This window comes from Actinomadura rugatobispora (assembly GCF_042656285.1).
GTDB classification, from domain to species: Bacteria; Actinomycetota; Actinomycetes; order Streptosporangiales; family Streptosporangiaceae; genus Spirillospora; species Spirillospora rugatobispora.
The window spans coordinates 57,903-78,055 of sequence record NZ_JBHSON010000030.1 but is presented as its reverse complement, the minus strand read 5'-3'; the positions used below and the strand labels follow the sequence as shown (position 1 = coordinate 78,055).

The window sequence follows — 20,153 nt, the reverse complement described above, 5'->3', positions numbered from 1 at the left end:
TGCCTTCGGCTCCGACCGAGCATGCCCCCAAACAGAGGACCGCCACCGCCATCAGACCGAAAGAAGATATTCGTTCCCTTTGTCCTGCTCACGATCGGGCATGATGTCACGAACTTGCTTCGAGAATTTCTTGACTACGCCGGAGGTCCAAGCCCTCGCTTCGCGAGGCGGGGCGCGAACAATCTCGGCCGAAGTGGGGTAGGCGACCGGTTGCCTTGTTGGTCGGCGTTTGCTGACAGCGCTGAGCGCGTCATGCGCCGTCGTCGATCATTTCGCGTGTGCGGGCCTGCCGAACTCTGGAGAGCAGGTCCGCGCGGAGGTCGTCGCGGGTTTGCTCCAGCCGTGGGCTGAGCCGCACAGTGGCGGTTTCGGGACGGCGCAGCCGTGTGATCGGAGCGGGCAGGGCATTGATGTCTGCCTCGCATCGTTCCCGGGCCCTGGTGAGGGGCTCGGCTGGGGAGATCCGGCGGCCGCCGCGCATCACCGGAAGGAGCAGGGGGTGCGTGCCGTGCGGTGCGGGCTCGTCCCGCAGCGTGATGACGTCGCGTTCCGCCCTGCGATACACCTGCTTGGCGCCGGGGGCGGTGGCCTTGCCCGTGGAGAGTTTCATGACCGGCCGGCCCTCGAAGGCCACCAGTTTGTAGGCGCTGTCCAGGGAGGGCGCGTCGGCTGATACGCCCATCCTGGTGCCGACCCCGTAGACGTCGATGGGCGCCGCGGCGGCGGTGAGGTCGGCGATGCTGAACTCGTCGAGCCCGCCGCTGGCCACGATGCGGGTACCGGACATGCCGGCTTGGTCCAGCAGATGGCGGGCCTGAACGGCGAGGGCGCCCAGATCTCCGGAGTCGAGCCTGATCCCGCTGAGGAGGCCGGGCCCGCCGGCGCGGAGCGCGGTGCGGATCGCGGCGCGGACGCCGTCGAGAGTGTCATAGGTGTCGACCAGCAGGGTCGTCCGGTCGGGGAAATCCGCGGTGAACGCCTCGAAGGCCGCCTGTTCGTCGGGGAAGGCCTCGACGAAGGAGTGGGCCATGGTGCCCACGGCGGGCAGGCCGTGGCGGCGGGCCGCCTCCACGTTGCTGGTGCCGGCGAAACCGGCGATGTAGGAGGCTCTGGCGACGGCCAGCCCCGAGTCGATGCCCTGGGTGCGGCGGAAGGAGAAGTCGATGACCCGTGCCGCACCGGCCGCTCGCGCGCACCGGGCGGCCTTGGTGGCGATCGAGGTCTGGAAGGTGAGGTGGTTGAGCACGACCGTCTCGACCAGTTGTGCTTCGGCGATCGGGGCGGTCACCTCCAGCAGCGGTTCTCCGGGGAACACCACCCGGCCTTCCGGAACGGCCCAGACGTCGCCGGTGAACCGCAGCTTCTCCAGTGCCCGCAGCGTCGCCGTGTCGAAGTGCTGTTCCTCGCGGAGGTAGTCCAGGTCCTCCTCGGTGAAGCCGTAGTCCTCCACGAACGCCAGGCAGTCCTCCAGCCCGCAGGCGACGAGGTACCCGCGATCGGGCGGCAGGTCACGGACGAACAGGCTGAAGGTGGCCGGGCCGTTCATCCCGCGGCGCAGGTAGTTCGCCGCCATGGTGAGCTCGTACAGGTCGGTGATCAGTCCACCCGTCATCGTGCTCGTTCCTTGCCGTTCTCGCTGAGGTGCGGCTGCCGGTCTCCTGGCCGGCTCCCCTTCGACCCTCGTCCAGGGCACGTTCGCGGGCCAAGAGGCTTTGGTCCCTTCGCGAAGCGATGGCCTGGGACTTTCGCCTCTACCTGCCGCGCAGCGATGGCCCGAGCCTGAACTCAGGGGTTCGAACGACGGCGACGCCCGTCGCCATCGCGTGAGGAGGGGCCATGTATCCGAGCGTGCTGGTCGGTTATGAGGGGACGAAGGAAGGCGAGCGGGCGCTGCGCTGGGCGGTGGAGGAGGCCCGGCTTCGGCGCAGCCAGCTGGTGGTGTGCCATTGCTGGCGCTGGCCCTATCCGATCGGCCATGTCGACTTGGACCTTGAGGAGACCGTGAAGCGGATGGGCCTGCACGTGTTGGAGCGCGGAGTGCACCAGGCGCGGGAGTTGGCACCATCGCTGCGCATCCAGAAGCGGCTGGCGGACGGACCGGCCTATGCGGCGTTGATGCACGAGTCGTACGAGGCGGAACTGGTCGTGATCGGCTCGCATGAACAGGGATCGCCGTTGATCGGGTCGACCGTCCTGCAACTGCCCGGGCGCGCGCACGTGCCCGTGGTGACCGTGCGCCCGGCCGAGCCCGTGCACGGCCGGGTCATGGTGGGCGTCGACGGTTCGGCGGGCAGCGACGCGGCGCTGGCGTTCGCCTTCGAGGAGGCGGCGCTGAGGGGGTGGCGGTTGGAGGCGGTCCACGGATGCTGGGAGCCGGGCGCGGTCGCCGGGTCCGACCTGGCGTTGTTCGCCGATCACGAGGAGCTGGAACGGTCGTGCGGTGCGCTGCTGCAACGTGCCGTCGCGGCGTGGCGGCACAAGTACCCGCGGGTCGAGGTCGACACCTCCCTGATCATGGAGGGCCCGCGGACCGCCCTGCTGCGGGCCGCCGAGAGGGCCGATCTGGCCGTCGTGGGCGACCGGGGCACCGGCACCGTGAGGTCCCTGGTGCTGGGGGCGACCAGCACGGCGCTGTTGCAGCACTCACCCTGCACGGTGGCGGTCACCCCTTCGGTCGGCCGGGCCTGAACCGCCGCCCTTGGATGTGCCCTGGAAGGGGCCAAGGTCCCGGGGCCGGTCGTGGGTCTGCTTCGTCGCGGTCGGGGAACGGGCTCCGGTCGTGACCGGGCGGAGCGCGGGGCTCGGGCCCAAAGACCCTGGTCAAAGCAGTGTCGGTGGTCGTTGGCTGGGAACCAGAGTGCCTGAGCGGAAGGTGGGGTGACGATCATGTCTCCGGTGCTGCTGGCGGACGTGCGCGGGCTGTTCGGCGCGCTGCGGGCGGCCGGGTACACCGTCGTCGGGCCGACCGTCCGGGACGAGGCGATCGTGCTGGACGAGCTGTCGTCGGCCGACGATCTCCCGTACGGGTGGGGCGTCACGCTCGCCCCGGGCGGTTACCGGGTGCGGCGGCGGGATGATCGTGCGGCCTTCGGGCACTCGGCGGGCCCGCAGTCGTGGAAGCCCTATCTGCTCGAGCCCCGGGTCCGACTGTGGCAGGCCGATCGGACCGAGGGCGGTTTCGCGATCGATGACCGGCCCGAGGAGGCGCCCCGGTACGCGTTCCTGGGCGTACGCCCGTGCGATCTCCGGGCGATCCTGGTCCAGGACCGGGTGCTCATGGGGGGCGAGCACGCCGATACCGCCTACCGGAGGCGCCGCGAGCAGGTCTTCGTCGTGTCGGTCAACTGCACCGAGCCGGGGGAGACCTGCTTCTGCGCGTCCATGGGCACGGGTCCGCGGGCCGGCCCCGGATATGACCTGGTGCTCACCGAATTGGTGGACGGGGACGGCTCCGCCCGGTTCCTGGCCGAAACCGGGTCGGAGGCGGGGGAGCGGCTGCTGGAGAGCATCCCGTGCGAGGCCGCGGGCGATGACGTCCGTGCGCGGGCGGACGCGGAGGTCGCGGAGGCCGCCGACCACATGGGGCGGGAGATGCCCGCGGCCGATCTGCACGACCTGATGAAGGACGCCCTCGGCTCCCCGCACTGGGAGGAGGTGGCGGGGCGCTGCCTGTCGTGCGGCAACTGCACGATGGTGTGCCCGACGTGCTTCTGCACCACGACCGAGGACGTCACCGACCTGACCGGTGATCATGCCGAGCGGTGGCAGCGGTGGGAGTCGTGCTTCGACCTCGACTTCTCCCATCTGCCCGGTGGGAGCGTGCGGGCCTCGCCGGGCAGCCGGTACCGGCAGTGGATGACCCACAAGCTCGGCACCTGGTACGACCAGTTCGGTTCCTCGGGCTGCGTGGGCTGCGGCCGCTGCATCGTGTGGTGCCCGGTCGGCATCGACATCACCGCCGAGGCGGCCGTCTTCCACGCGGAACGAGAGCGGACGGGCGGCGCGTGACCGGCCTCTCCCGGCCCGGAGCGGGGCCATCGGAGTGCCGGACCAGGACCAAGGTCCCCGGCTCTGAGCTGCCACGGAGGCTAGCGTCGTGGGTATGGACGAGATCGTCGCGGGGGTCGACGACTCCGAGTACGGCTTGGTCGCGGTCGAGTGGGCGGCGACGGAGGCCGCGCGCAGGGGCGCTCCCCTCCGCGTCGTGTACGCGATCGCTCCCCGGCTGTTCGACCTTCCGGCGGGCCCGCGGAGCGAGGCGATCCGGAAGTGGACGCACGCCAACGGCGAGGCGGTCGTGGAGCAGGCGCTGGGGCGAGCCGTGGCCGCGGCTCCCCGGGTGAAGGTGTCCGGCCGGCAGGTCGGCGGCCGGCCCGCCGACGTCCTGATCAAGGAGTCGGGCGGGGCGGCCATGGTCGTGGTGGGCGGCCACGGTGCGGGCGGACCGGCCGGGCTCCTGCCGGGCTCGGTGGCGCTGCGGGTGATCTCACACGCGTCGTGCCCGGCCGTGGCGGTGCACCTCGGCCGGCCTGTGGGGCAGGCCGGGGAACCGGCGGCTCAGGAGCCGGCCGCCGAGGCCCCGGCCGCCGGGGTCGTCGTCGGGGTGGACTGCTCACCCGGCAGCGCGGCGGCCCTGGAGTTCGCGTTCGGGGAGGCGGCGCTGCGCGGGACGTCGCTGCGGGCGGTGCTGGCCTGGACCCAGCCCCTGGCCGAGGATCCGAGGGCCGGGCAAACCCTGTTCTTCGAACCGGAGGTGGTGACGGAGGAATGTGATGCGGCCCTGGCGGATTTCGCGGCGGGCTGCGAGGCCGAGCACCCTGACGTGCCGTTCAGACGGCAGGTCGTGCACGCGCGCCCCGCCCCCGCCCTGGCCGAGGCTTCGGCCAGCGCCGAGTTGCTGGTCGTGGGGACGCGGGGACGGGGAGGCTTCACCGGCCTGCTGCTCGGCTCGGTCGGCCACGCGATGCTCCATCGCGCCCGCTGCCCGGTGGCGGTGGTACCCGATCGGCGTCGGTGATGGATGCGATGACCCCTGTGCCGTACCGGGTGGCGGCCCGGCGGGCGGACACCGATGACACCGTCACCGTGGGGCTGGAGCCCGTCGCGGCAGCGATCGCGCGGCCCCGGCCCGGGCAGTTCACGATGATGTACGCCTTCGGGGTCGGGGAGGTGCCCATCTCCGTGAGCGGCGTTCTGCCCCGGATCGAGCAGACGGTCCGGGGGGTCGGGGCGGTCACCCGGGCCCTGTGCGCCACGGAGACGGGCGGGGTGATCGGTCTGCGCGGTCCGTTCGGCACGGCGTGGGGCATCGAGGAGGCGCGCGGGCGCGACGTGGTGTTCGCGGCGGGCGGCATCGGCCTGGCGCCGCTGCGGGCCGCCGTGCTGCACGCGCTCGCGGACCGGGACTCCTACGGGCGGATCACGGTGATGATCGGCGCCCGCACCCCCGAGGACCTGCTCTACACGGCCGAACTCGACCGGTGGCGCTCGCTCGGCGCCCGGGGCGAGGTCACCGTGGACCGCGCCGACTTCCGCTGGTCCGGGCATGTCGGCCTGATCACCGCGCTGGCCGACCGGGTCGAGATCGGCCCGGCGGGCGCCGCCGCGTTCGTCTGCGGCCCGGAGGTCATGATGCGTTTCACGGCCGAGGCGCTGGTCGCACGGGGGGTGTCGGCCGCCGACGTGCGGGTCTCGCTGGAGCGCAACATGCAGTGCGGCGTCGCATGGTGCGGTCACTGCCAGCTCGGCCCGCTGCTGCTGTGCCGTGACGGGCCGGTCGTCCCGTACGAGAGCGCCGTCCCGCTGATGGCGGTACGAGAGCTCTAGGTGTTCGGAGGCCCTGGGGGAGGAGCCATGAGGAAGGCGGAGAAACCGACGCTGGCCGTGTGGAAGTTCGCGTCCTGCGACGGTTGCCAGCTGACCCTGCTGAACTGCGAGGACGAGCTGCTGGAGCTGGCCGGTGAGGTGGAGATCGCGCATTTCCTGGAGGCTTCCAGCGGCGTGGCGGGCGGTCCCTACGACGTGTCGCTGGTGGAGGGATCGATCACCACGCCGGAGGATCGCGAACGGATCCTGAAGGTCAGGGAGATCTCCCGGACGCTGGTGACCATCGGGGCCTGCGCGACCGCCGGCGGCGTCCAGGCGCTGCGCAACTTCGCCGACGTGCGCGAGTTCGCCTCGGTCGTGTACGCCCGGCCCGAGTACGTCGCGACGCTGGACCGGTCGACGCCGATCGCCGCGCACGTGAAGGTCGACTTCGAGTTGCAGGGGTGCCCGATCGACCGGCGGCAGCTGCTGGAGGTCCTGACCGCGTTCCTGGTCGGCCGCAAACCCGATATTCCAGGGCACAGTGTCTGCTTCGAGTGCAAACGCCGCGGCACCGTGTGCGTCATGGTCGCCAGGGGAACGCCCTGCCTGGGGCCTGTGACCCATGCCGGCTGCGGAGCGATCTGCCCGGCCTACGGGCGCGGCTGCTACGGCTGCTTCGGGCCCTCGCCGAACTGGAGCGGGGAGCGCCCCAACACGCGCGGCCTGCTGCCCTGGCTCGACATGACCGAGGACGAGACCCACCGGGTGCTGTCCACCTTCAACGTCGCCGCGTTCAACGACGGCGCCGAGCACGAGGACGACGAGGATGACCCACCGGCATGACCGCAGCCTCACCGTCGGGGCACTGGCCCGGGTCGAGGGCGAGGGGGCGATGTACGTCCGGGTCCGGGACGCCCGCGTCGAAGAGGTGCGGCTGAACATCTACGAGCCGCCCCGCTTCTTCGAGGCGTTCCTGCGGGGCCGGGCCCACACCGAGCCTCCCGACATCACCGCCCGGATCTGCGGGATCTGCCCGGTCGCCTACCAGACGAGCGCCTGCCAGGCCGTCGAGGCCGCCTGCGGCGTCACCCTGGACGGGCGCCTGGACGAGCTGCGGCGGCTGCTGTACTGCGGCGAGTGGATCGAAAGCCACGCGCTGCACGTCTACCTGCTGCACGCGCCCGACTTCCTCGGCTATCCGGGCGCGGTCGAGATGGCCCGCGACCACCGGGACGTCGTCCAGCGGGGGCTGCGGCTGAAGAAGGCCGGAAACGCCCTGATGGAAACGATCGGGGGGCGCTCCATCCACCCGGTGAACGTCCGGGTCGGCGGCTTCTACCGGGCTCCCGCCCCCGGCGACCTGGCGCCGCTCGCAGAGCCGCTGCGCCGGGCCCTCGACGACGCCCTGGACACCGTCGAATGGGCGGCCGGGTTCGACTTCCCCGACTTCACCCATGATCACGAGCATCTGGCGCTGTCGGCCGACCGGTACCCCATCGAACGAGGGGTCCTGCACAGCAGCGCCGGGCGGTCCTTCACGGCCGACGCCTTCGAACAGCGCGTCACCGAGGAGCAGGTGCCCCACTCGACGGCCCTGCACGCCCGCTTCACCGACGACGGCGGGCGGTACCTGACCGGGCCGACGGCACGCTACTCCCTCAACCGCGACCGGTTGTCACCGCTGGCGCTGGAGGCCGCCGAGCGGGCGGGGCTGGGCGCCGAATGCCGGAACCCGTTCCAGAGCATCCTGGTGCGCGCCGTCGAGATCGTCTACGCGATCGACGAGGCGCTCCGGCTGATCGGCTCCTACGAACCGCCCGAGCGGCCGTCGGTGCCGGTGCCGCCGCGCGAGGGCACCGGGCACGGCGTGAGCGAGGCGCCGCGCGGCGTCCTGTTCCACCGCTACGCGCTCGACGGGGACGGCCTGATCACCTCGGCCCGCATCGTCCCGCCCACGTCGCAGAACCAGGGCGCGATCGAGGACGACCTGGCGCGCTTCGTCGCAGGACGCCTCCACCTGGACGACGACAGCCTGGCCCGCCAGTGCGAACAGGCCATCCGCAACTACGACCCGTGCATCTCCTGCTCCACCCACTTCCTCGACCTGACCGTGGAGCGGACATGATCGCGGAGGGCGTCGTCGTCATCGGCGTGGGCAACACCTTCCGCCGCGACGACGGCGCCGGCCCGGCGGTGGTCGAGGCGTTGCGCGGCAAGGTCCCGGCGACCCTGGCGGTGACCGACGGCGAACCCGCCCGCCTCATCGAACTATGGAGCGGGGCGCTCCTCGCCATCGTCGTCGACGCCGTGCGCGCCGACCCGCCCCGTCCTGGCCGCGTCCACGAGATGGACATGGAAGCGACGGGCGGAGAAAAGCTCGGTCAGGAGGGCGGCGGCCCGGCGGCCAGCAGCCACGCGCTCGGACTGGAGCACGCGGTCGAACTGGGGCGGGCGGTCGACCGCATGCCCCGCCGGCTGCGCGTCCACGCGATCGAGGGCCTCGACTTCGGTCTCGGGCCCGGGCTGACGCCCCAGGTCGAGGAGGCCGCCGCGGGTGTCGCCAGGCGCATCGAGGAAGCGCTGCTCGGGCCAGAGGCCGGGAAGTGAGGGGAGCATGAACACGATCAACGGCGTGGTCGTCGGATACGACGGTTCCGACGCCGGTGTCCGGGCGCTGGACTGGGCCGCCGCCGAGGCCGGTGCCCGCGGGGTCCCGCTCACCGTGGTCCACGTGTGGGAGCTCAACGTCGGCTCATCGATGGGCATGCCCGTGGTGGACCTGCGCACGGTGGCCCAGGAGACCCTGGAGAACGGCGTCGGGCACCTCCGCGAAACGGCACCTGATCTCGAGGTGAAGCCCGTGCTCGAACGGGGAACACCGGCGGCCAGGCTCATCGAGGCAGGCTCTCACGCCGACCTCATCGTGGTCGGCTCGCGCGGCTGGGGCGGATTCACCGGGCTCATGCTCGGATCGGTCGGCGCCCACCTGGCCGCGCACGCCCCGTGCCCCGTGGTGGTCGTGCGCGGCGAGCCCGAGCCCGAGCCCGCGCCCGAGCAGGGGCCGGCGCGCGTGGTGGTCGGCGTGGACGGTTCTCCCGGTTCCCGCGCCGCCCTGGCACTGGCGTTCACCGAGGCCGACGCGCACGGTGCTCCGTTGACCGTTCTGGTCGCCTGGGAGGACGCGCGGCCGGACGACCTGCCGCCGCTGGTGGACGCCGAGGGGCTGCGCGAAGCCGCCGAGACGCGCTTGGAGCAGCTTCTGATCCCCGGGCGCGAGCGCCACCCTGCCGTGGACGTCCGAACGCAGGTCGTGGAGGGCGCGCCCCGGGAGGTCCTGATGCGCGCGTCCTCCGGGGCACGCCTGCTCGTGGTGGGCTCGCGCGGCCTGGGCGGCGTCCGCGGGCTGCTGCTCGGATCGGTCGGTCACGCCTTGGTCCACCACGCGCTCTGCCCGGTGGCGATCTTCCACGCCCACGAACGGGCCGCCGGGACGTGACGCGGACGGCAGCGGTGTGGAACCGGGGTCCCGCTGGGACCGGGGGCGTTCACCCGTCGGGCCGGTTCGCGCGGGAGCCTCGGTCGTCCGCCGCCTCGCCCCCTTCGTGATCGCCGGCCGCGAGGTCTCCAGAACGCCTCGCGCGCGCGTCCGGCCGGCCCTGGTGGGAGGTGCCGGTGCGCGGCGCCGCAGTTGGGTCCGGGACGCGTCGCCGTGCCCGGGACGGGGACGCCGGCGTGTCGGCCGGCAGCACGGGTTCGACCCTAGCGACGGCATGCCCGATCGCTGGGCGTTCCTGGGAAGTTCCGCGCCCGCCAGTTCGCCGATGAGATCATGCGCGGTGACCAGGCCGACCAGGGCGCCGTGGGAGTCGGTGACGGCGACGTGGTCGCGGCCCGATTCCATCATCGCCCGGGCCGCCTCCGGGACGGGCGCGGCCGGGCGCACGGACGCCTTCGAGCGATCATCGAGCAACGCGGTGACGGGCTTGCGCGCCCTGCGCGGCCCTATGGCGTCCCAGGAGGCGGTGAGCGTCTCGGCGTCCACGACACCCAGGAAACCGCCCTCGACGTCCACCACGGGCAGGTGGTGGACCTCCGCCCGGCACATCAGCTCCCATGCCATCAGCACCGACTCCTGGGCGGCGACGGTGAGCAGGTCCATCGTCATCACCTCGGCCACGGTTCGCTCCTCCAACGGCACAAGCGCGGTCATCGTCGCTCTCCTCACTGTCTCTACTCCGAGTTCCGTCGCGGCCCCGGCTCCCCTCGAGCTCAGTCGGGGGCCATCGTGGGGCAGCGGTGCCAGACGTCTTCGGCACCGTGCGGGCGGACGACAGCCAGGGCCTGGTCGAGCGATGTGTCCACAGGGCCGCTGGTGTCGATGGTGGCGGCCTCAGGCCATGGGGCGGCGGACTCCGCCATGGCTTCGGCGACGTGCCTGTCGGCGTCGGACACGAGGTGCCGTCGCGTACGGAGGCGTTCGACGGTGACCGCCGAAGGCGCCTCACAACGCAGGGCGTGCAGTTCGGCGCCCTCCTGGTGGGCGAGCGCGATGATGGCATCGCGGTGGTCCTCGAAGGTCCAGGAGGCGTCCAGGACGACGGTCTCGCCCATGCCCAGCAGGCTGCAGGCTCGGCGGGTCAGCTCGGCGTAGGCGCGGCGGCTCCATTCGGGGGTGTAGATGCCCGCGCCGTACGCGGCGGCGGCCGGCGCGTCGGGGGCGAGCCCGGCCAGTTCCTTGCGGATCCGGTCGCTGCTGAGCAGCGTGCAGCCAAGCCGGTCGGCGATCGCGCCGGCGAGGGTGGTCTTGCCCGTGCCGGGAAGGCCGCCGACGAGGACGAGCCCGACGGCGCCGGCGCGCAGGTGGCGCAGGGCGACCTCGGAGAGGGCTCCGGCCTCGGCCGCGGCCCGCGGGTCGCCTTGGGCATGGCGGAGGCAGGCCACCTTGGCGCGGACGAACGCGCGGTAGGCAACGTAGTGGTGGCGGAGGGAGGGCGGGGCCGGGTCGGCGGCGAACTCGCAGTACCAGTCCGTGAAGCGCTCGGCCAGGTCGGGGGCGGCGAGGCGTTCCAGGTCCATGGCCAGGAAGGCGGCGTCGTCGAGGCCGTCCAGGCTGCGGAGCCGGTCGTCGAACTCCAGGCAGTCCAGGATCCGCGGGCCGTCGTCCAGACAGAACACGTCGTCGGCCAGCAGGTCCCCATGGCCGTCGACGACACGGCCGTCGGCGATGCGGGCGTCGAACAGCGGGGCCCGTCCGGTGAGGAAATCGCGTGTGCGCGCCTCGATCTCGGTGGCCTCGGCGGCGTCGATGGCCCGGCCGTGGAAGGGGCGGACCTGGTCGAAGCCGTCGGTCCAGCGGCCCAGCAGCGCGTCCTGTGTCCCGGCCGCGGAGATCCCCGGTCCGCGCGGGGCCCGGGCGTGCCAGGAGGCCAGCGTGCGGGCCGTGGCGCGCAACGCCCCGTCGACCGGGGCACGCGCGGCCACCAGGGTGGAGAGCCGGCGGTCGGCAGGCATCCGCCGCATGACGACCAGGTGGTCGCAGGCGGTGCCGTCGGGGCCGTGGACGTCGGCGACGCCGAGGTAGACGTCCGGAGAGAAGCGGCGGTTGAGCTCGACCTCACGACGGCAGGCGCGTTCGCGGGCCCGCCGCTCCCGGAAGTCCAGGAAGCCCAGGTCGACCGGCTTCTTCAGCTTGTAGGCGCGGTCACCGGTGAAGAACACCACACCGCAGTGGCTTTCGGTGACGGCGGCGCTCGGGGGCGCGGGTCCCATCGGCGTCACACCTCCGGGGAGGCCGGGATGGCGGTGTCATCGTGGACGAAGGTGAGTTCGTCCACCACGTCGACGACGCCTTCGGTGGCGGCGGTGAGCCGTACGCAGACGGCGACCAGGCTTCTGGTCTCCAAACGGCCGGACAGGCCGACGACGCCCTCGTGCACGCGGACGCGGATGCGCGCGGGATCCTGCCACAGGCCGCGGATGAGGACCTCACGGATGATCTCGTCGCGGATGTCCTCGTCCGAGCGCAGGAAGAGGCGGAGCAGGTCGGAGCGGGTCACGATGCCGGTCAGCCGTCCGGCGCGGTCGATGACCGGGGCCTGCTTGTAACCGTGCTCGGCCAGGGTCCTGGCGGCCTTGGCCACGGGCATGTCGTCGGTCAGGGTGACCACCGGTGTGCTCATCAGCCCGGCGGCGTCGCCGGCGGCCGCCTTGGCGCGGGCCGAGCGGCGCCGCCGGCCCTCGAACAGCCGCCGCTGCACGCCGCCCGGCTCCTTGAACTCCTCTTTGTGGAGCAGGTCGGCGTCGCTGACGATGCCGACGACGCGGCGGTCCCGGTCGATCACCGGTACGGCCTTGATGGAGTGCTCGGCCAGGGCCTCGGCGATCTCCCTGAAGGGGGTCTCCTCGACCACCGCGATGACCGGCGTGGTCATGACCTGCTCGACCGTTCGGCGTTGCATGGAATTCCTCCCTTGTCCCGGTTTCGACGCTAGGCAGTGGGGAGGCGGGGAAGGAGGGGCGAAGGTCCTAGGACCAGGAGGCGTTCGTCAGGCGGCTGGTCGGCCGTCGATCAGGGGCGTTTCCAGGCGTCGCTCGGCTTGAGTGAGCGGCAGCCAGGGATTCATGCGTCGTTGAACAGGTGCCAACCGCATGGAGACCTCCTTCGTCGACCTCTGCCCCTCCACCGGAGCGTCACCCGCTGCAGAGGCGAGGGGCCCGGGGCATAGAAATCTTTGGGCCCAGGCTTGCGGTGGGCGCAGGTCCCGCCGGTTCGGGACGTTCGCCTCTGGGGGGCTGACCTGGACCGTTGTCCCATGGTGGCAGGCCGGTGCGGTTCGACGGGCACCGGTCGGGGACCGGGGAGGAGGGCCGGTCATGGGGAGATATGTCCTCGTCGGTTATGACGGGTCCAAGGAGAGCGAGGAGGCCCTGCGCTGGGCGGCGGAGCTGACGCGCGAGGCTCGGGGAGCCGAGCTGGCGGTCGTGGGTTCGCACGAGCAGGGGGAACTGTCGCTGGGATCCACCGCGCTGCGCCTTCCCGCCCGTTCCGCTCGCCCGGTTGTGGTCGTGCGTTCGACGGGTACCGATCATGGACGGGTCGTCGCCGGCGTCGACGGTTCGCCGGGGGGCGAGGCGGCCCTGGCCTTCGCGTTCCAGTTGGCGGCGCTGCGCGGATGGTCGCTGCGCGCCGTCCACGGCTGCTGGGAGCCCAGCGCCGCGCCCGAGCATGATCTCGCGCTGTTCTCGGAGGAGGAGAAGTTGCGGCAGGTGACCGAGACGCGGCTGGAGCAGGCCGTGGAGCCCTGGCGGGTCAGGTGTCCGGGAGTCGGGGCCGCCGCGTCCGTGATCTTGACCCCGCCGCGCGAAGCGCTGTTCGAAGCGGCCCGCGACGCCGATCTCGTGGTGGTCGGGACCCGGGGGACCGGTGGGTTCGACCCGCTGCTGCCGGGCGCGACCAGCGGCGCCATGCTGCAGCACGCTCCCTGCGCGGTCGCGATCGTCCCGTCGGGGGATGGCCATGATCGATGAGGCACCCCTCGCGCGGGAGGCGTTCTTCGCCGGCATGCCCAGAGCGGCGCTGGACCGGCTCGCGAGCACGGCCCGGCAGGTCGAGTTCCCGGACGGGCAGCGCATCTTCGACGAGGGCGGCCCCGCGGACCGGTTCTGGATCCTGCAGGCGGGCATGGTGGCACTCGATCTGCACGTGCCCGGCCGGGGCTCGGTCATCATCGAGACCTTCGGGCCGGGCGCGGTGCTGGGCTGGTCCTGGCTGCACGCCCCGTACCGGTGGCGGTTCGGAGCGGTCGCGCGGGCGCCGGTGCGCGCGCTGGAGTTCGACGGCCCCCTGGTCCGCGCGCTGTGCGCGATCGACCCCGCGATGGCCTACGAGCTGTCCAGCCGGTTCAGCGAGATCATCGTCGACCGGCTGCAGGCCACCCGGATGCGCCTGCTCGACCTGTACACCCACCCGGCCGAGCGCGGTTAGGGCTTGGCGTCGGCCGGGCATCGTCCCGGCGCAGTGGACGCTCGGCCCCGTCGATCGGGACCTTCGCCCCTGAGTCGGAGACGGCTGCGGCGGTGACGCTGTAGTCGACAGGCATCGCCGATATCGGGCACTCCGTGATGTGGAAGGGGACGGCCATGGACGACATCAGTGTGATCCACCGTGAGGATGACGCGTTCGCCATCTTGATCCGCGACCACGTGATCCACATCGATCAGCCGTTCTCGGCGGGCGGCATGGACGCCGGGCCGACGCCCGTCGAAGTGTTCGTGGCGGGACTGGCCGCCTGCGCGGCACACTACGGTCGCCGCTACCTCGCCTCGCACGGCCTGCCCGCGCAGGGGCTGGCGGTCAGTGCCCGCTTCACCATGAACGCGGCCTCCCCGGCCCGCATCGCGCGCATCGACCTGTCGCTTCGGCCACCGGTCCGCCTGCCGGAGGCGCACGAAGGACGCTTCCGGGCCGCCGTCGAACGGTGCACCCTCCACAACACCCTGCTCAGTCCGCCCCAAGTCGAGATCGACATCGGAGCGGCGGAGCAAGTGGCCTGAAGCCCCGGAGGAGCTGAGGAAGATGTCCGATCCCATCGTCGTGGGCACCGACGCCTCCGCCGGGGCCGACCGCGCCGTCGAGTGGGCCGCCGACGAGGCGGCGTCGCGCGGGCGCCCACTGCACATCGTGCACTCGATCGACAAGGGGCTGTACGAGTTGCCGCTGTTCGCGCCCAGTCGCGTGGCCGACAGCGTTACCGCGGCCGGGAGGAGGATCCTCGAGGCGGCCGAGCACCTGGCACGCGAGGGGCGTCCCGGAATCGAGGTGACCACGGAACTGGTCACCGACAACACCGCCACGGCACTGCGGGACCAGTCCCGGCGGGCCTTCGAGGTGGTGGTGGGGAACCGCGGCCTGGGCGGATTCGCCGGCCTCATGCTCGGGTCCACCGGCCTGCGGCTGGCGACGCACGCCGCCGGCCCGGTCGTGATCGTACGCGGCGACGCCGGACCCGGCCACGGCGAGATCCTCGTCGGCATCGACCTTGCCACCGACCCGGCCCCTGCGCTGGGATACGCCTTCGAGGCCGCCGCGACGCGCGGGGCCCGAGTCCGTGTGCTGCATGCCTGGCGCCTGGGAGAGATCGAGGCCGACCTGATCGATGAACGGGAAGTGAAAGAGAGGCTGCGCTGGGAGATCGTTGAAGCGCACGCTCCCTGGCGCAAGGCCCACCCCGGCATCGAGGTGCTGGAGGAGGTCGTGCGCGAGCATCCCGTCGCCGCGCTGTCGGACGCCTCGCGCCAGGCCGATCTGCTGGTCGTCGGCGCCCATGGCCACGGCCGGCTCGACCTCCCCCGGCTCGGATCGGTCAGCCACGGCGTGATCCACCACGCCCGCTGCCCGGTCGTCGTGGCCCGAACCAGGTGACGCGGGAGTCCGAAGGCCGGCGCGCCGGGACGATGATCGGACTCTTGCGGAAGGTCCGGCACGCGGGACGCCCGCGGTGGCCCGACTATCCGCGATCGTGGTGGCGCGGCGACGTGCTCGCCGGGATCACGGTCGCGGCCTATCTGGTACCGCAGGTCATGGCGTACGCGGGGCTGGCGGGACTGCCCCCGGTGGCCGGCCTGTGGGCGATGGTCCCCGCGCTGGTGGCCTACGCGGCGCTGGGCTCCTCGCGCCGGCTCTCGGTCGGGCCGGAGTCCACGACCGCTCTCATGACGGCCACCGTCGTCGCTCCGCTGGCCGGGGGAGACACCGCCGTGTACGCGGGTTTGGCCGCGGGGCTCGCGGTGATGGTGGGGCTGCTGGCGCTGGGGGCGTGGTGCCTGCGCCTGGGATTCGCGTCGGACATGCTCTCCCGCCCGATCCTCGTCGGCTACATGGCCGGGGTCGCCGTGGTCATGGTGGCCGGACAGCTGGAGAAGATCAGCGGCGTCCCCACGCAGGGGAACACCTTCCTCGACGAGGTGATGTCCTTCGCACGGGGCCTCGGCGACGTCCAGATGGGGACGCTGGCCCTCTCGCTGGCGAGCCTGCTGTTCCTCTTCGGCGTCCAATGGCGCTTCCCGCGGGCTCCAGGGCCGCTGCTGGCCGTCCTGCTGGCGACCGTCACGGTGGCCGTCTTCGGCCTGGACCAGGCCGGGATCAAGGTCGTGGGCGAGGTTCCCGCCGGGCTGCCGCGACCGGTCGTACCTCCCCTGGACGCGCTGCCCGACCTGCTCCTGCCCGCCGTCGGCGTCCTGCTGGTGGGGTTCACCGACAACGTGCTGACCGCACGCGCCTTCGCCGCCCCGGGGGAGGAGGTCGACGGCAACCGGGAGCTCCTGGCGCTGGGCCCGGCCAACATCGGGGCGGGGCTCGTGCACGGCCTCCCCGTGAGCAGCAGCGGGAGCCGCACGGCCATCGCGGTCGCCTCTGGGGCCCGTACCCAGGTGTATTCGCTGGTCACGCTGGTGGCCGTGCTGTGCGTCCTGCTGTTCCTCGGTCCGCTGCTGGCGCTCTTCCCGATGGCCACGCTGGGGGCGATCGTCATCTACGCGGCGACCCGCCTCGTCGACGTGGCGGGGTTCCGCAGGCTCGCGGCGTTCCGCCGCAGCGAACTGCTGCTGGCCCTGGCATCGCTGGTCGGCGTCCTCGCCTTCGGCATCCTTTACGGCGTGCTCGTCGCGATCGGCTTGTCGGTGCTGGACCTGCTGGCGCGGGTGGCCCGGCCGCACGACGCGATCCTGGGACGGGTGCCCGGCCTGGCGGGGATGCACGATATCGACGACTATCCAGAAGCGACCGTGATCCCCGGCCTGGTGATCTACCGCTACGACTCGCCGCTGTTCTTCGCCAACGCCGTCGACTTCAAGCGCCGGGCCCTTGCATCGCTCGACGCCGCCGACGGGGAGGCGCGCTGGTTCGTCCTGAACGTCGAGGCGAACGTCGAGGTGGACATCACCGGCCTGGACGCCATGGAAGCGCTCCGCGAGGAACTGGAGCGGCGCGGCATCGTGTTCGCGTTGGCCCGCGTCAAACAGGACCTCATGGACGACCTGCGCGCCTTCGGGATCGCCGACCGGATCGGCGCGGACCGGCTCTTCCCCACGCTGCCCACCGCCGTCCAGGCGTACGAACGATGGACTCGAGAGCACCCGCCAAGTACCGGATAGGGCCGTCCCCGAGTCCCCACATGCCGCCGCCGGCCACCTGCCGGAATCCCGGTCGAGGACGTGACCGTAGGAGACCGGATCGTGATCAGGCCCGGGGAAAGGATCCCGGTCGACGCGACCGTGATCCTTTAAGGAGGTCAGCATGAGGCAGGCGATCCCGGGCATGGCGGAGCGGATTTCGCGGCGCACGGTGACGTGGGAGCGGGCGCCCGGCATGCGGGCCCAGGGTCTGCTGGGCGGTGTCGGCCTCGCCGACGATCTGGATGTCGTCCTCGGAGGAGGGCGCCGCCCACGCCCGACCGGACGAAGTCGTGAGGAACATCGGAGGCCGCCCCCCGGGGCGCTGCGCGTGATCAGCGAGGAGGGGCAGCGGCAGGGATCCTGGGCCTGCCGATCAAGGATCCGCGTCGGCCCGGTGCAAGAGGCTGATGGACGGCCCGGCGCACGCGGCGCTGATGGCCGAGGCAGGGGACGCCGAGATGATCGTGCGCGGTTCGCCCGAACGCGATGAGCTGCCGCACCACGACCACCGGGCCGCGCGGCGAGCGGCGAGCTGGAGCGCCATCGCCCCCACCGGCACACGGTTCGGCGAGGTCGTGGGCGGGGTCGACGGTTCGCCGGGCGCCGCCGTCCGCGATGAGCGCGAGTGGCGCATGAAGCGGCGTCATGAGGGCGAGCGCCGGCGATCGCATCATCATCGTCCGGGCCGGGCCGCACGAACCGATCCGGGTGACGAGTCCGGATGGGAAACCTCCCTACCTGGTCAGATGGTTCGACACCGGCTGGGAAAGCCTGATCTTCCCCGGCCCGGACGCCCGGATCGTCCACTATGGGCATGAGGCCGGTCCGATCCATCGCGGACCTGTCTGACGGCACTTTCAGGAGTGCGACGTCCGCCGGCCCGCGTGGCGCCGGCGCGTGTGTGCGCTGTCGTCCTCGTCGTAGTCGAGCATGTTGATCACCCTGATGACGCCGTCGACGGAGGCCGTCAGGCGTTCGGCGATCGGAACGAGGCTGGCCAGCGGCACCCGCCCGCGCAGGGTGACCACGCCGTCGCGCACGTCGGCCTCCACCTCGGCGGGGTCGAGCCAGAGACTCCCGATGACGATCTCGTGGATCACCTCGTCGTGGATCTGCGCGTCCGGTTTCAGGAAGACGCGCAGCAGGTCGGTCCTGCTGACGACGCCGACCGGCCGGCCGGCGGAGTCCACGACCGGCAGCCGCTTGAAGCCGTGGCGGCACAGCGACCGCGCCGCTTCGGCAACGGTGGCGTCGGCGGTGGTCGTGACCGCGGGCGAGCTCATGGCGTCCCCGGCCGTCGCGGCCTCGGACCTGGCCCGATCCAGCCGTTCACGCTTGGTGCGCGGCTTTCGGCTCGGCTCCGCGGCCGTGGCGGCGGCCGCCTCCTTGCGGAGCAGGTCCGCCTCGGTTACCACGCCGAGGACACGCCCCGTGCCGTCCACGACGGGCACGCCGCTGATCTCACGCTCTGCGAGGGTCGTGATCACGTCCTTGAACGAGGCCTCGGGCGATACCGTCACGACATCCGATGTCATGACCGTCCTGACCGTCGGTCGCTTCATCCGGACACTCCCTTCCAGGCGTCGGCCCGCCGTTCGTAACCGAGGTTCGTCGAACCGCGGCGGTAGGACCAGAGGGCGGAGGTCCTGGAGTGCCGGATGAAGGTCTCGTCAGGGGAGCGGTCATCCCGGGGGCGGTCCCGGCCCGGGCGATACGCCACCCCTTTTGCGAAGTTTTAGGAAAAGGTCGCATTGTTCCTTATGCAAGATATGTACTTGCGAGTAACAATGCAGGAGGGATGCGTGTCTTTGTTTCGCCTGCCCGGAGGTTGTCGGTACTGGTTCGCCGCCAGTGAGGCCGGATGAGGTGAGAAGCGCTGAGTGCGGCACCGTGGTCCGATGAGTCGGCAGCGCCCGCCGACGGTGGGCGCGTGGTTGCGCAGAGCGAGGTACCGCAGGCCATCGGAGATGTCCTGGACTCCGTGGTGCGTCACCTATTCGAGGTGAGTCTGGAATTGCACGCGGTGCTCCGGACCGGCCAGTGTGACTGGACCAACGAGCGGATCATCGGCATGACCTGCCGTCTCGATGAGGTGATAGGCGACATTCGGCGGATCGCACTGGCCGACCGCCTGGAAGCCGCCGGACCCCGGCCGGGGGACGCCCCGGCACCCCGGAGGTCCTGACGGTTCCCGCTGGGCTCATTGCTTCCCGCCCTCTCACACGGGAACCACGACGACCGGGCACGGGGCTTGCTGCAGCGCGGTCGGGCGCGGCCCAGGTGGAGGCCGTCCGTCCTTGGCCAGCGGGACCTTCGGCCCTCCCGGCCGAGGCGATCCTGGACCCGGCCGTCGTCGATGCTGACGTTCGCAGAGTGCTGCTCACCGTGGTCCATGTATGCGTATGGGATCCGTATTTCGGGGGATCGGTTGCCGTGTCCGCTGTGGACCTGCGCGCGGCGGTCCCGGGGTTCGTGGACGCGCGCGTCCACGAGACCGCTTTTGACGTGAGGATGAGCCCTCTGCTCGAACGGGGGCCGGTGGCAGCCAGGCTCATCGGAGCGGCGGTCGCCGTCGGCCTCCTCGTCGTAGCCTCGCGAGGTTGGGGCGGATTCACCGGGCGGGGTCGGCCACGCCCCGTTTCCGTGTTGATCGTACGGGGCGGCAGCGAACCCGCGCCCGAACGGGAGCCGGGCCGCGTGGTTGGCGGCGTGGACGGCTCCCTGGCCTCTCGAGCCGCCCTCGAGACCGCCTTCACCGAGGCGGACGCCCACGGCGCCCCGTGAGTGGCGGCCGTCTCCTGGGAATCGGCACGCCACGGTGATCTGCCGCCGCCGGTTCGCTCCGGACGGCGTCGGCGAGGCGGCGCAGGCACGGCTGGAGCGGCTCTTGGCCCGCTGGCGTGAGTGCTACCCGCACCGCGGGGAGCGGCGTCGTCCGGTGTCCGCCTGCTGGTGGCGGGCTTGCACGGGCTCGGCGGCGTCCGCGGGCTGCTGCTCGGATCGGTGAGCTACGCGCTGCTCCACCATGCGTAATGCCCGGCCGCGGTGGTCCATGCGCCCAAGGAACTCGCTCAGCGTGACATGGTCAGGACAGTTCGACGGTTTGGCATGGTGGCCTTGCAAGTATGCCGTCGGATCTCCTCCGGCGCGGAGCACGGCCTGTGATGCGGCAT

General features: G+C 72.0%; 21 protein-coding genes and 1 pseudogene. 17 read left to right on the top strand and 5 right to left on the bottom strand.

All coding sequences use genetic code 11. The annotated features are described in order from the left end of the window. Window positions 1–250: 250 nt before the first annotated feature. Window positions 251–1,612: a nicotinate phosphoribosyltransferase gene (locus ACFPZN_RS21990; RefSeq protein WP_378283959.1), complete on the bottom strand. Its 1,362-nt coding sequence runs from the start codon at window positions 1,610–1,612 to the stop codon at window positions 251–253. Between the two features lie 224 nt (window positions 1,613–1,836). Here ACFPZN_RS21990 and ACFPZN_RS21985 point away from each other — a divergent pair, with 224 nt between their 5' ends. The 8 genes from ACFPZN_RS21985 (at window position 1,837) to ACFPZN_RS21950 (ending at window position 9,304) form a co-directional block, all read left to right on the top strand. Next, window positions 1,837–2,688: a universal stress protein gene (locus ACFPZN_RS21985; RefSeq protein WP_378283958.1), complete on the top strand. Its 852-nt coding sequence runs from the start codon at window positions 1,837–1,839 to the stop codon at window positions 2,686–2,688. A 198-nt stretch (window positions 2,689–2,886) separates the two neighbouring features. Then, a complete protein-coding gene (locus ACFPZN_RS21980) occupies window positions 2,887–4,008 on the top strand; it encodes a 4Fe-4S dicluster domain-containing protein (RefSeq protein WP_378283990.1) in 1,122 nt (373 codons plus the stop codon). 94 nt (window positions 4,009–4,102) lie between these two features. Then, window positions 4,103–5,017, top strand: a complete 915-nt coding sequence (locus ACFPZN_RS21975; RefSeq protein WP_378283957.1) for a universal stress protein — start codon at window positions 4,103–4,105, stop codon at window positions 5,015–5,017. An 8-nt stretch (window positions 5,018–5,025) separates the two neighbouring features. Then, complete coding sequence (locus ACFPZN_RS21970; protein WP_378283956.1) at window positions 5,026–5,826, top strand: FAD/NAD(P)-binding protein; 801 nt, start codon at window positions 5,026–5,028, stop codon at window positions 5,824–5,826. Between the two features lie 27 nt (window positions 5,827–5,853). Beyond that, window positions 5,854–6,651: an NADH-quinone oxidoreductase subunit B family protein gene (locus tag ACFPZN_RS21965; RefSeq protein WP_378283955.1), complete on the top strand. Its 798-nt coding sequence runs from the start codon at window positions 5,854–5,856 to the stop codon at window positions 6,649–6,651. Beyond that, a complete protein-coding gene (locus ACFPZN_RS21960; protein WP_378283954.1) occupies window positions 6,635–7,933 on the top strand; it encodes a Ni/Fe hydrogenase subunit alpha in 1,299 nt (432 codons plus the stop codon). Before ACFPZN_RS21965 ends, ACFPZN_RS21960 begins: the two co-directional genes overlap by 17 nt. Then, window positions 7,930–8,415 carry a hydrogenase maturation protease gene (locus tag ACFPZN_RS21955; protein WP_378283953.1) on the top strand — a complete coding sequence of 162 codons (486 nt, stop codon included), beginning with the start codon at window positions 7,930–7,932 and terminating at the stop codon, window positions 8,413–8,415. The genes ACFPZN_RS21960 and ACFPZN_RS21955 overlap by 4 nt, the downstream gene beginning before the upstream one ends. A gap of 7 nt (window positions 8,416–8,422) precedes the next feature. Next, window positions 8,423–9,304 carry a universal stress protein gene (locus ACFPZN_RS21950; RefSeq protein ID WP_378283952.1) on the top strand — a complete coding sequence of 294 codons (882 nt, stop codon included), beginning with the start codon at window positions 8,423–8,425 and terminating at the stop codon, window positions 9,302–9,304. 324 nt (window positions 9,305–9,628) lie between these two features. Here ACFPZN_RS21950 and ACFPZN_RS21945 read toward each other — a convergent pair. The 3 genes and pseudogenes from ACFPZN_RS21945 to ACFPZN_RS21935 all read right to left on the bottom strand — a co-directional run. Continuing rightward, window positions 9,629–9,973, bottom strand: a pseudogene (locus ACFPZN_RS21945) (CBS domain-containing protein); the annotation flags it as partial. 104 nt (window positions 9,974–10,077) lie between these two features. Then, window positions 10,078–11,577: a bifunctional aminoglycoside phosphotransferase/ATP-binding protein gene (locus ACFPZN_RS21940; RefSeq protein WP_378283951.1), complete on the bottom strand. Its 1,500-nt coding sequence runs from the start codon at window positions 11,575–11,577 to the stop codon at window positions 10,078–10,080. A 5-nt stretch (window positions 11,578–11,582) separates the two neighbouring features. After that, complete coding sequence (locus ACFPZN_RS21935) at window positions 11,583–12,266, bottom strand: CBS domain-containing protein (protein WP_378283950.1); 684 nt, start codon at window positions 12,264–12,266, stop codon at window positions 11,583–11,585. Window positions 12,267–12,681: 415 nt separating this feature from the next. On the opposite strand from ACFPZN_RS21935, the gene ACFPZN_RS21930 reads away from it, so the two are divergent. From ACFPZN_RS21930 to ACFPZN_RS21900, 7 genes are all read left to right on the top strand, one after another. Then, window positions 12,682–13,335 carry a universal stress protein gene (locus tag ACFPZN_RS21930; RefSeq protein ID WP_378283949.1) on the top strand — a complete coding sequence of 218 codons (654 nt, stop codon included), beginning with the start codon at window positions 12,682–12,684 and terminating at the stop codon, window positions 13,333–13,335. Beyond that, complete coding sequence (locus tag ACFPZN_RS21925) at window positions 13,325–13,792, top strand: Crp/Fnr family transcriptional regulator (protein WP_378283947.1); 468 nt, start codon at window positions 13,325–13,327, stop codon at window positions 13,790–13,792. Before ACFPZN_RS21930 ends, ACFPZN_RS21925 begins: the two co-directional genes overlap by 11 nt. 155 nt (window positions 13,793–13,947) lie before the next feature. Further along, window positions 13,948–14,361, top strand: coding sequence for an OsmC family protein (locus ACFPZN_RS21920; RefSeq protein WP_378283945.1), 414 nt, complete (start codon window positions 13,948–13,950; stop codon window positions 14,359–14,361). Between the two features lie 22 nt (window positions 14,362–14,383). Beyond that, window positions 14,384–15,229 (top strand): universal stress protein, encoded by an 846-nt coding sequence (locus tag ACFPZN_RS21915; protein ID WP_378283944.1) that lies wholly within the window; start codon window positions 14,384–14,386, stop codon window positions 15,227–15,229. 44 nt (window positions 15,230–15,273) lie between these two features. Then, entirely contained in the window at window positions 15,274–16,959 is a 1,686-nt protein-coding gene (locus tag ACFPZN_RS21910; RefSeq protein ID WP_378283943.1) for a SulP family inorganic anion transporter, read from the top strand. Window positions 16,960–17,004: 45 nt separating this feature from the next. Further along, entirely contained in the window at window positions 17,005–17,091 is an 87-nt protein-coding gene (locus tag ACFPZN_RS21905; RefSeq protein WP_378283989.1) for a P-type ATPase actuator domain-containing protein, read from the top strand. 534 nt (window positions 17,092–17,625) lie between these two features. After that, window positions 17,626–17,829 carry a DUF1918 domain-containing protein gene (locus ACFPZN_RS21900; protein ID WP_378283942.1) on the top strand — a complete coding sequence of 68 codons (204 nt, stop codon included), beginning with the start codon at window positions 17,626–17,628 and terminating at the stop codon, window positions 17,827–17,829. A gap of 8 nt (window positions 17,830–17,837) precedes the next feature. Here the strand turns inward: ACFPZN_RS21900 and ACFPZN_RS21895 are convergent, their stop codons facing one another. Next, window positions 17,838–18,542 carry a CBS domain-containing protein gene (locus ACFPZN_RS21895; RefSeq protein WP_378283941.1) on the bottom strand — a complete coding sequence of 235 codons (705 nt, stop codon included), beginning with the start codon at window positions 18,540–18,542 and terminating at the stop codon, window positions 17,838–17,840. A 368-nt stretch (window positions 18,543–18,910) separates the two neighbouring features. Here ACFPZN_RS21895 and ACFPZN_RS21890 point away from each other — a divergent pair, with 368 nt between their 5' ends. Then, window positions 18,911–19,165, top strand: coding sequence for a hypothetical protein (locus tag ACFPZN_RS21890; RefSeq protein ID WP_378283940.1), 255 nt, complete (start codon window positions 18,911–18,913; stop codon window positions 19,163–19,165). 719 nt (window positions 19,166–19,884) lie between these two features. After that, window positions 19,885–20,013, top strand: a complete 129-nt coding sequence (locus ACFPZN_RS21885; protein ID WP_378283939.1) for a universal stress protein — start codon at window positions 19,885–19,887, stop codon at window positions 20,011–20,013. Window positions 20,014–20,153: the final 140 nt, after the last annotated feature.

Excerpts from the sequence above, each read along its gene's own strand:
- ACFPZN_RS21965 (WP_378283955.1), top strand. The coding sequence starts at position 5,854 with ATGAGGAAGGCGGAGAAACCGACGCTGGCCGTGTGGAAGTTCGCGTCC.
- ACFPZN_RS21975 (WP_378283957.1), top strand. The coding sequence starts at position 4,103 with ATGGACGAGATCGTCGCGGGGGTCGACGACTCCGAGTACGGCTTGGTC.
- ACFPZN_RS21930 (WP_378283949.1), top strand. The coding sequence starts at position 12,682 with ATGGGGAGATATGTCCTCGTCGGTTATGACGGGTCCAAGGAGAGCGAG.
- ACFPZN_RS21970 (WP_378283956.1), top strand. The coding sequence starts at position 5,026 with ATGACCCCTGTGCCGTACCGGGTGGCGGCCCGGCGGGCGGACACCGAT.
- ACFPZN_RS21985 (WP_378283958.1), top strand. The coding sequence starts at position 1,837 with ATGTATCCGAGCGTGCTGGTCGGTTATGAGGGGACGAAGGAAGGCGAG.
- ACFPZN_RS21915 (WP_378283944.1), top strand. The coding sequence starts at position 14,384 with ATGTCCGATCCCATCGTCGTGGGCACCGACGCCTCCGCCGGGGCCGAC.
- ACFPZN_RS21920 (WP_378283945.1), top strand. The coding sequence starts at position 13,948 with ATGGACGACATCAGTGTGATCCACCGTGAGGATGACGCGTTCGCCATC.
- ACFPZN_RS21940 (WP_378283951.1), bottom strand. The coding sequence starts at position 11,577 with ATGGGACCCGCGCCCCCGAGCGCCGCCGTCACCGAAAGCCACTGCGGT.
- ACFPZN_RS21955 (WP_378283953.1), top strand. The coding sequence starts at position 7,930 with ATGATCGCGGAGGGCGTCGTCGTCATCGGCGTGGGCAACACCTTCCGC.
- ACFPZN_RS21960 (WP_378283954.1), top strand. The coding sequence starts at position 6,635 with ATGACCCACCGGCATGACCGCAGCCTCACCGTCGGGGCACTGGCCCGG.
- ACFPZN_RS21925 (WP_378283947.1), top strand. The coding sequence starts at position 13,325 with ATGATCGATGAGGCACCCCTCGCGCGGGAGGCGTTCTTCGCCGGCATG.
- ACFPZN_RS21980 (WP_378283990.1), top strand. The coding sequence starts at position 2,887 with ATGTCTCCGGTGCTGCTGGCGGACGTGCGCGGGCTGTTCGGCGCGCTG.
- ACFPZN_RS21935 (WP_378283950.1), bottom strand. The coding sequence starts at position 12,266 with ATGCAACGCCGAACGGTCGAGCAGGTCATGACCACGCCGGTCATCGCG.
- ACFPZN_RS21900 (WP_378283942.1), top strand. The coding sequence starts at position 17,626 with ATGAGGGCGAGCGCCGGCGATCGCATCATCATCGTCCGGGCCGGGCCG.
- ACFPZN_RS21895 (WP_378283941.1), bottom strand. The coding sequence starts at position 18,542 with ATGAAGCGACCGACGGTCAGGACGGTCATGACATCGGATGTCGTGACG.
- ACFPZN_RS21950 (WP_378283952.1), top strand. The coding sequence starts at position 8,423 with ATGAACACGATCAACGGCGTGGTCGTCGGATACGACGGTTCCGACGCC.
- ACFPZN_RS21990 (WP_378283959.1), bottom strand. The coding sequence starts at position 1,612 with ATGACGGGTGGACTGATCACCGACCTGTACGAGCTCACCATGGCGGCG.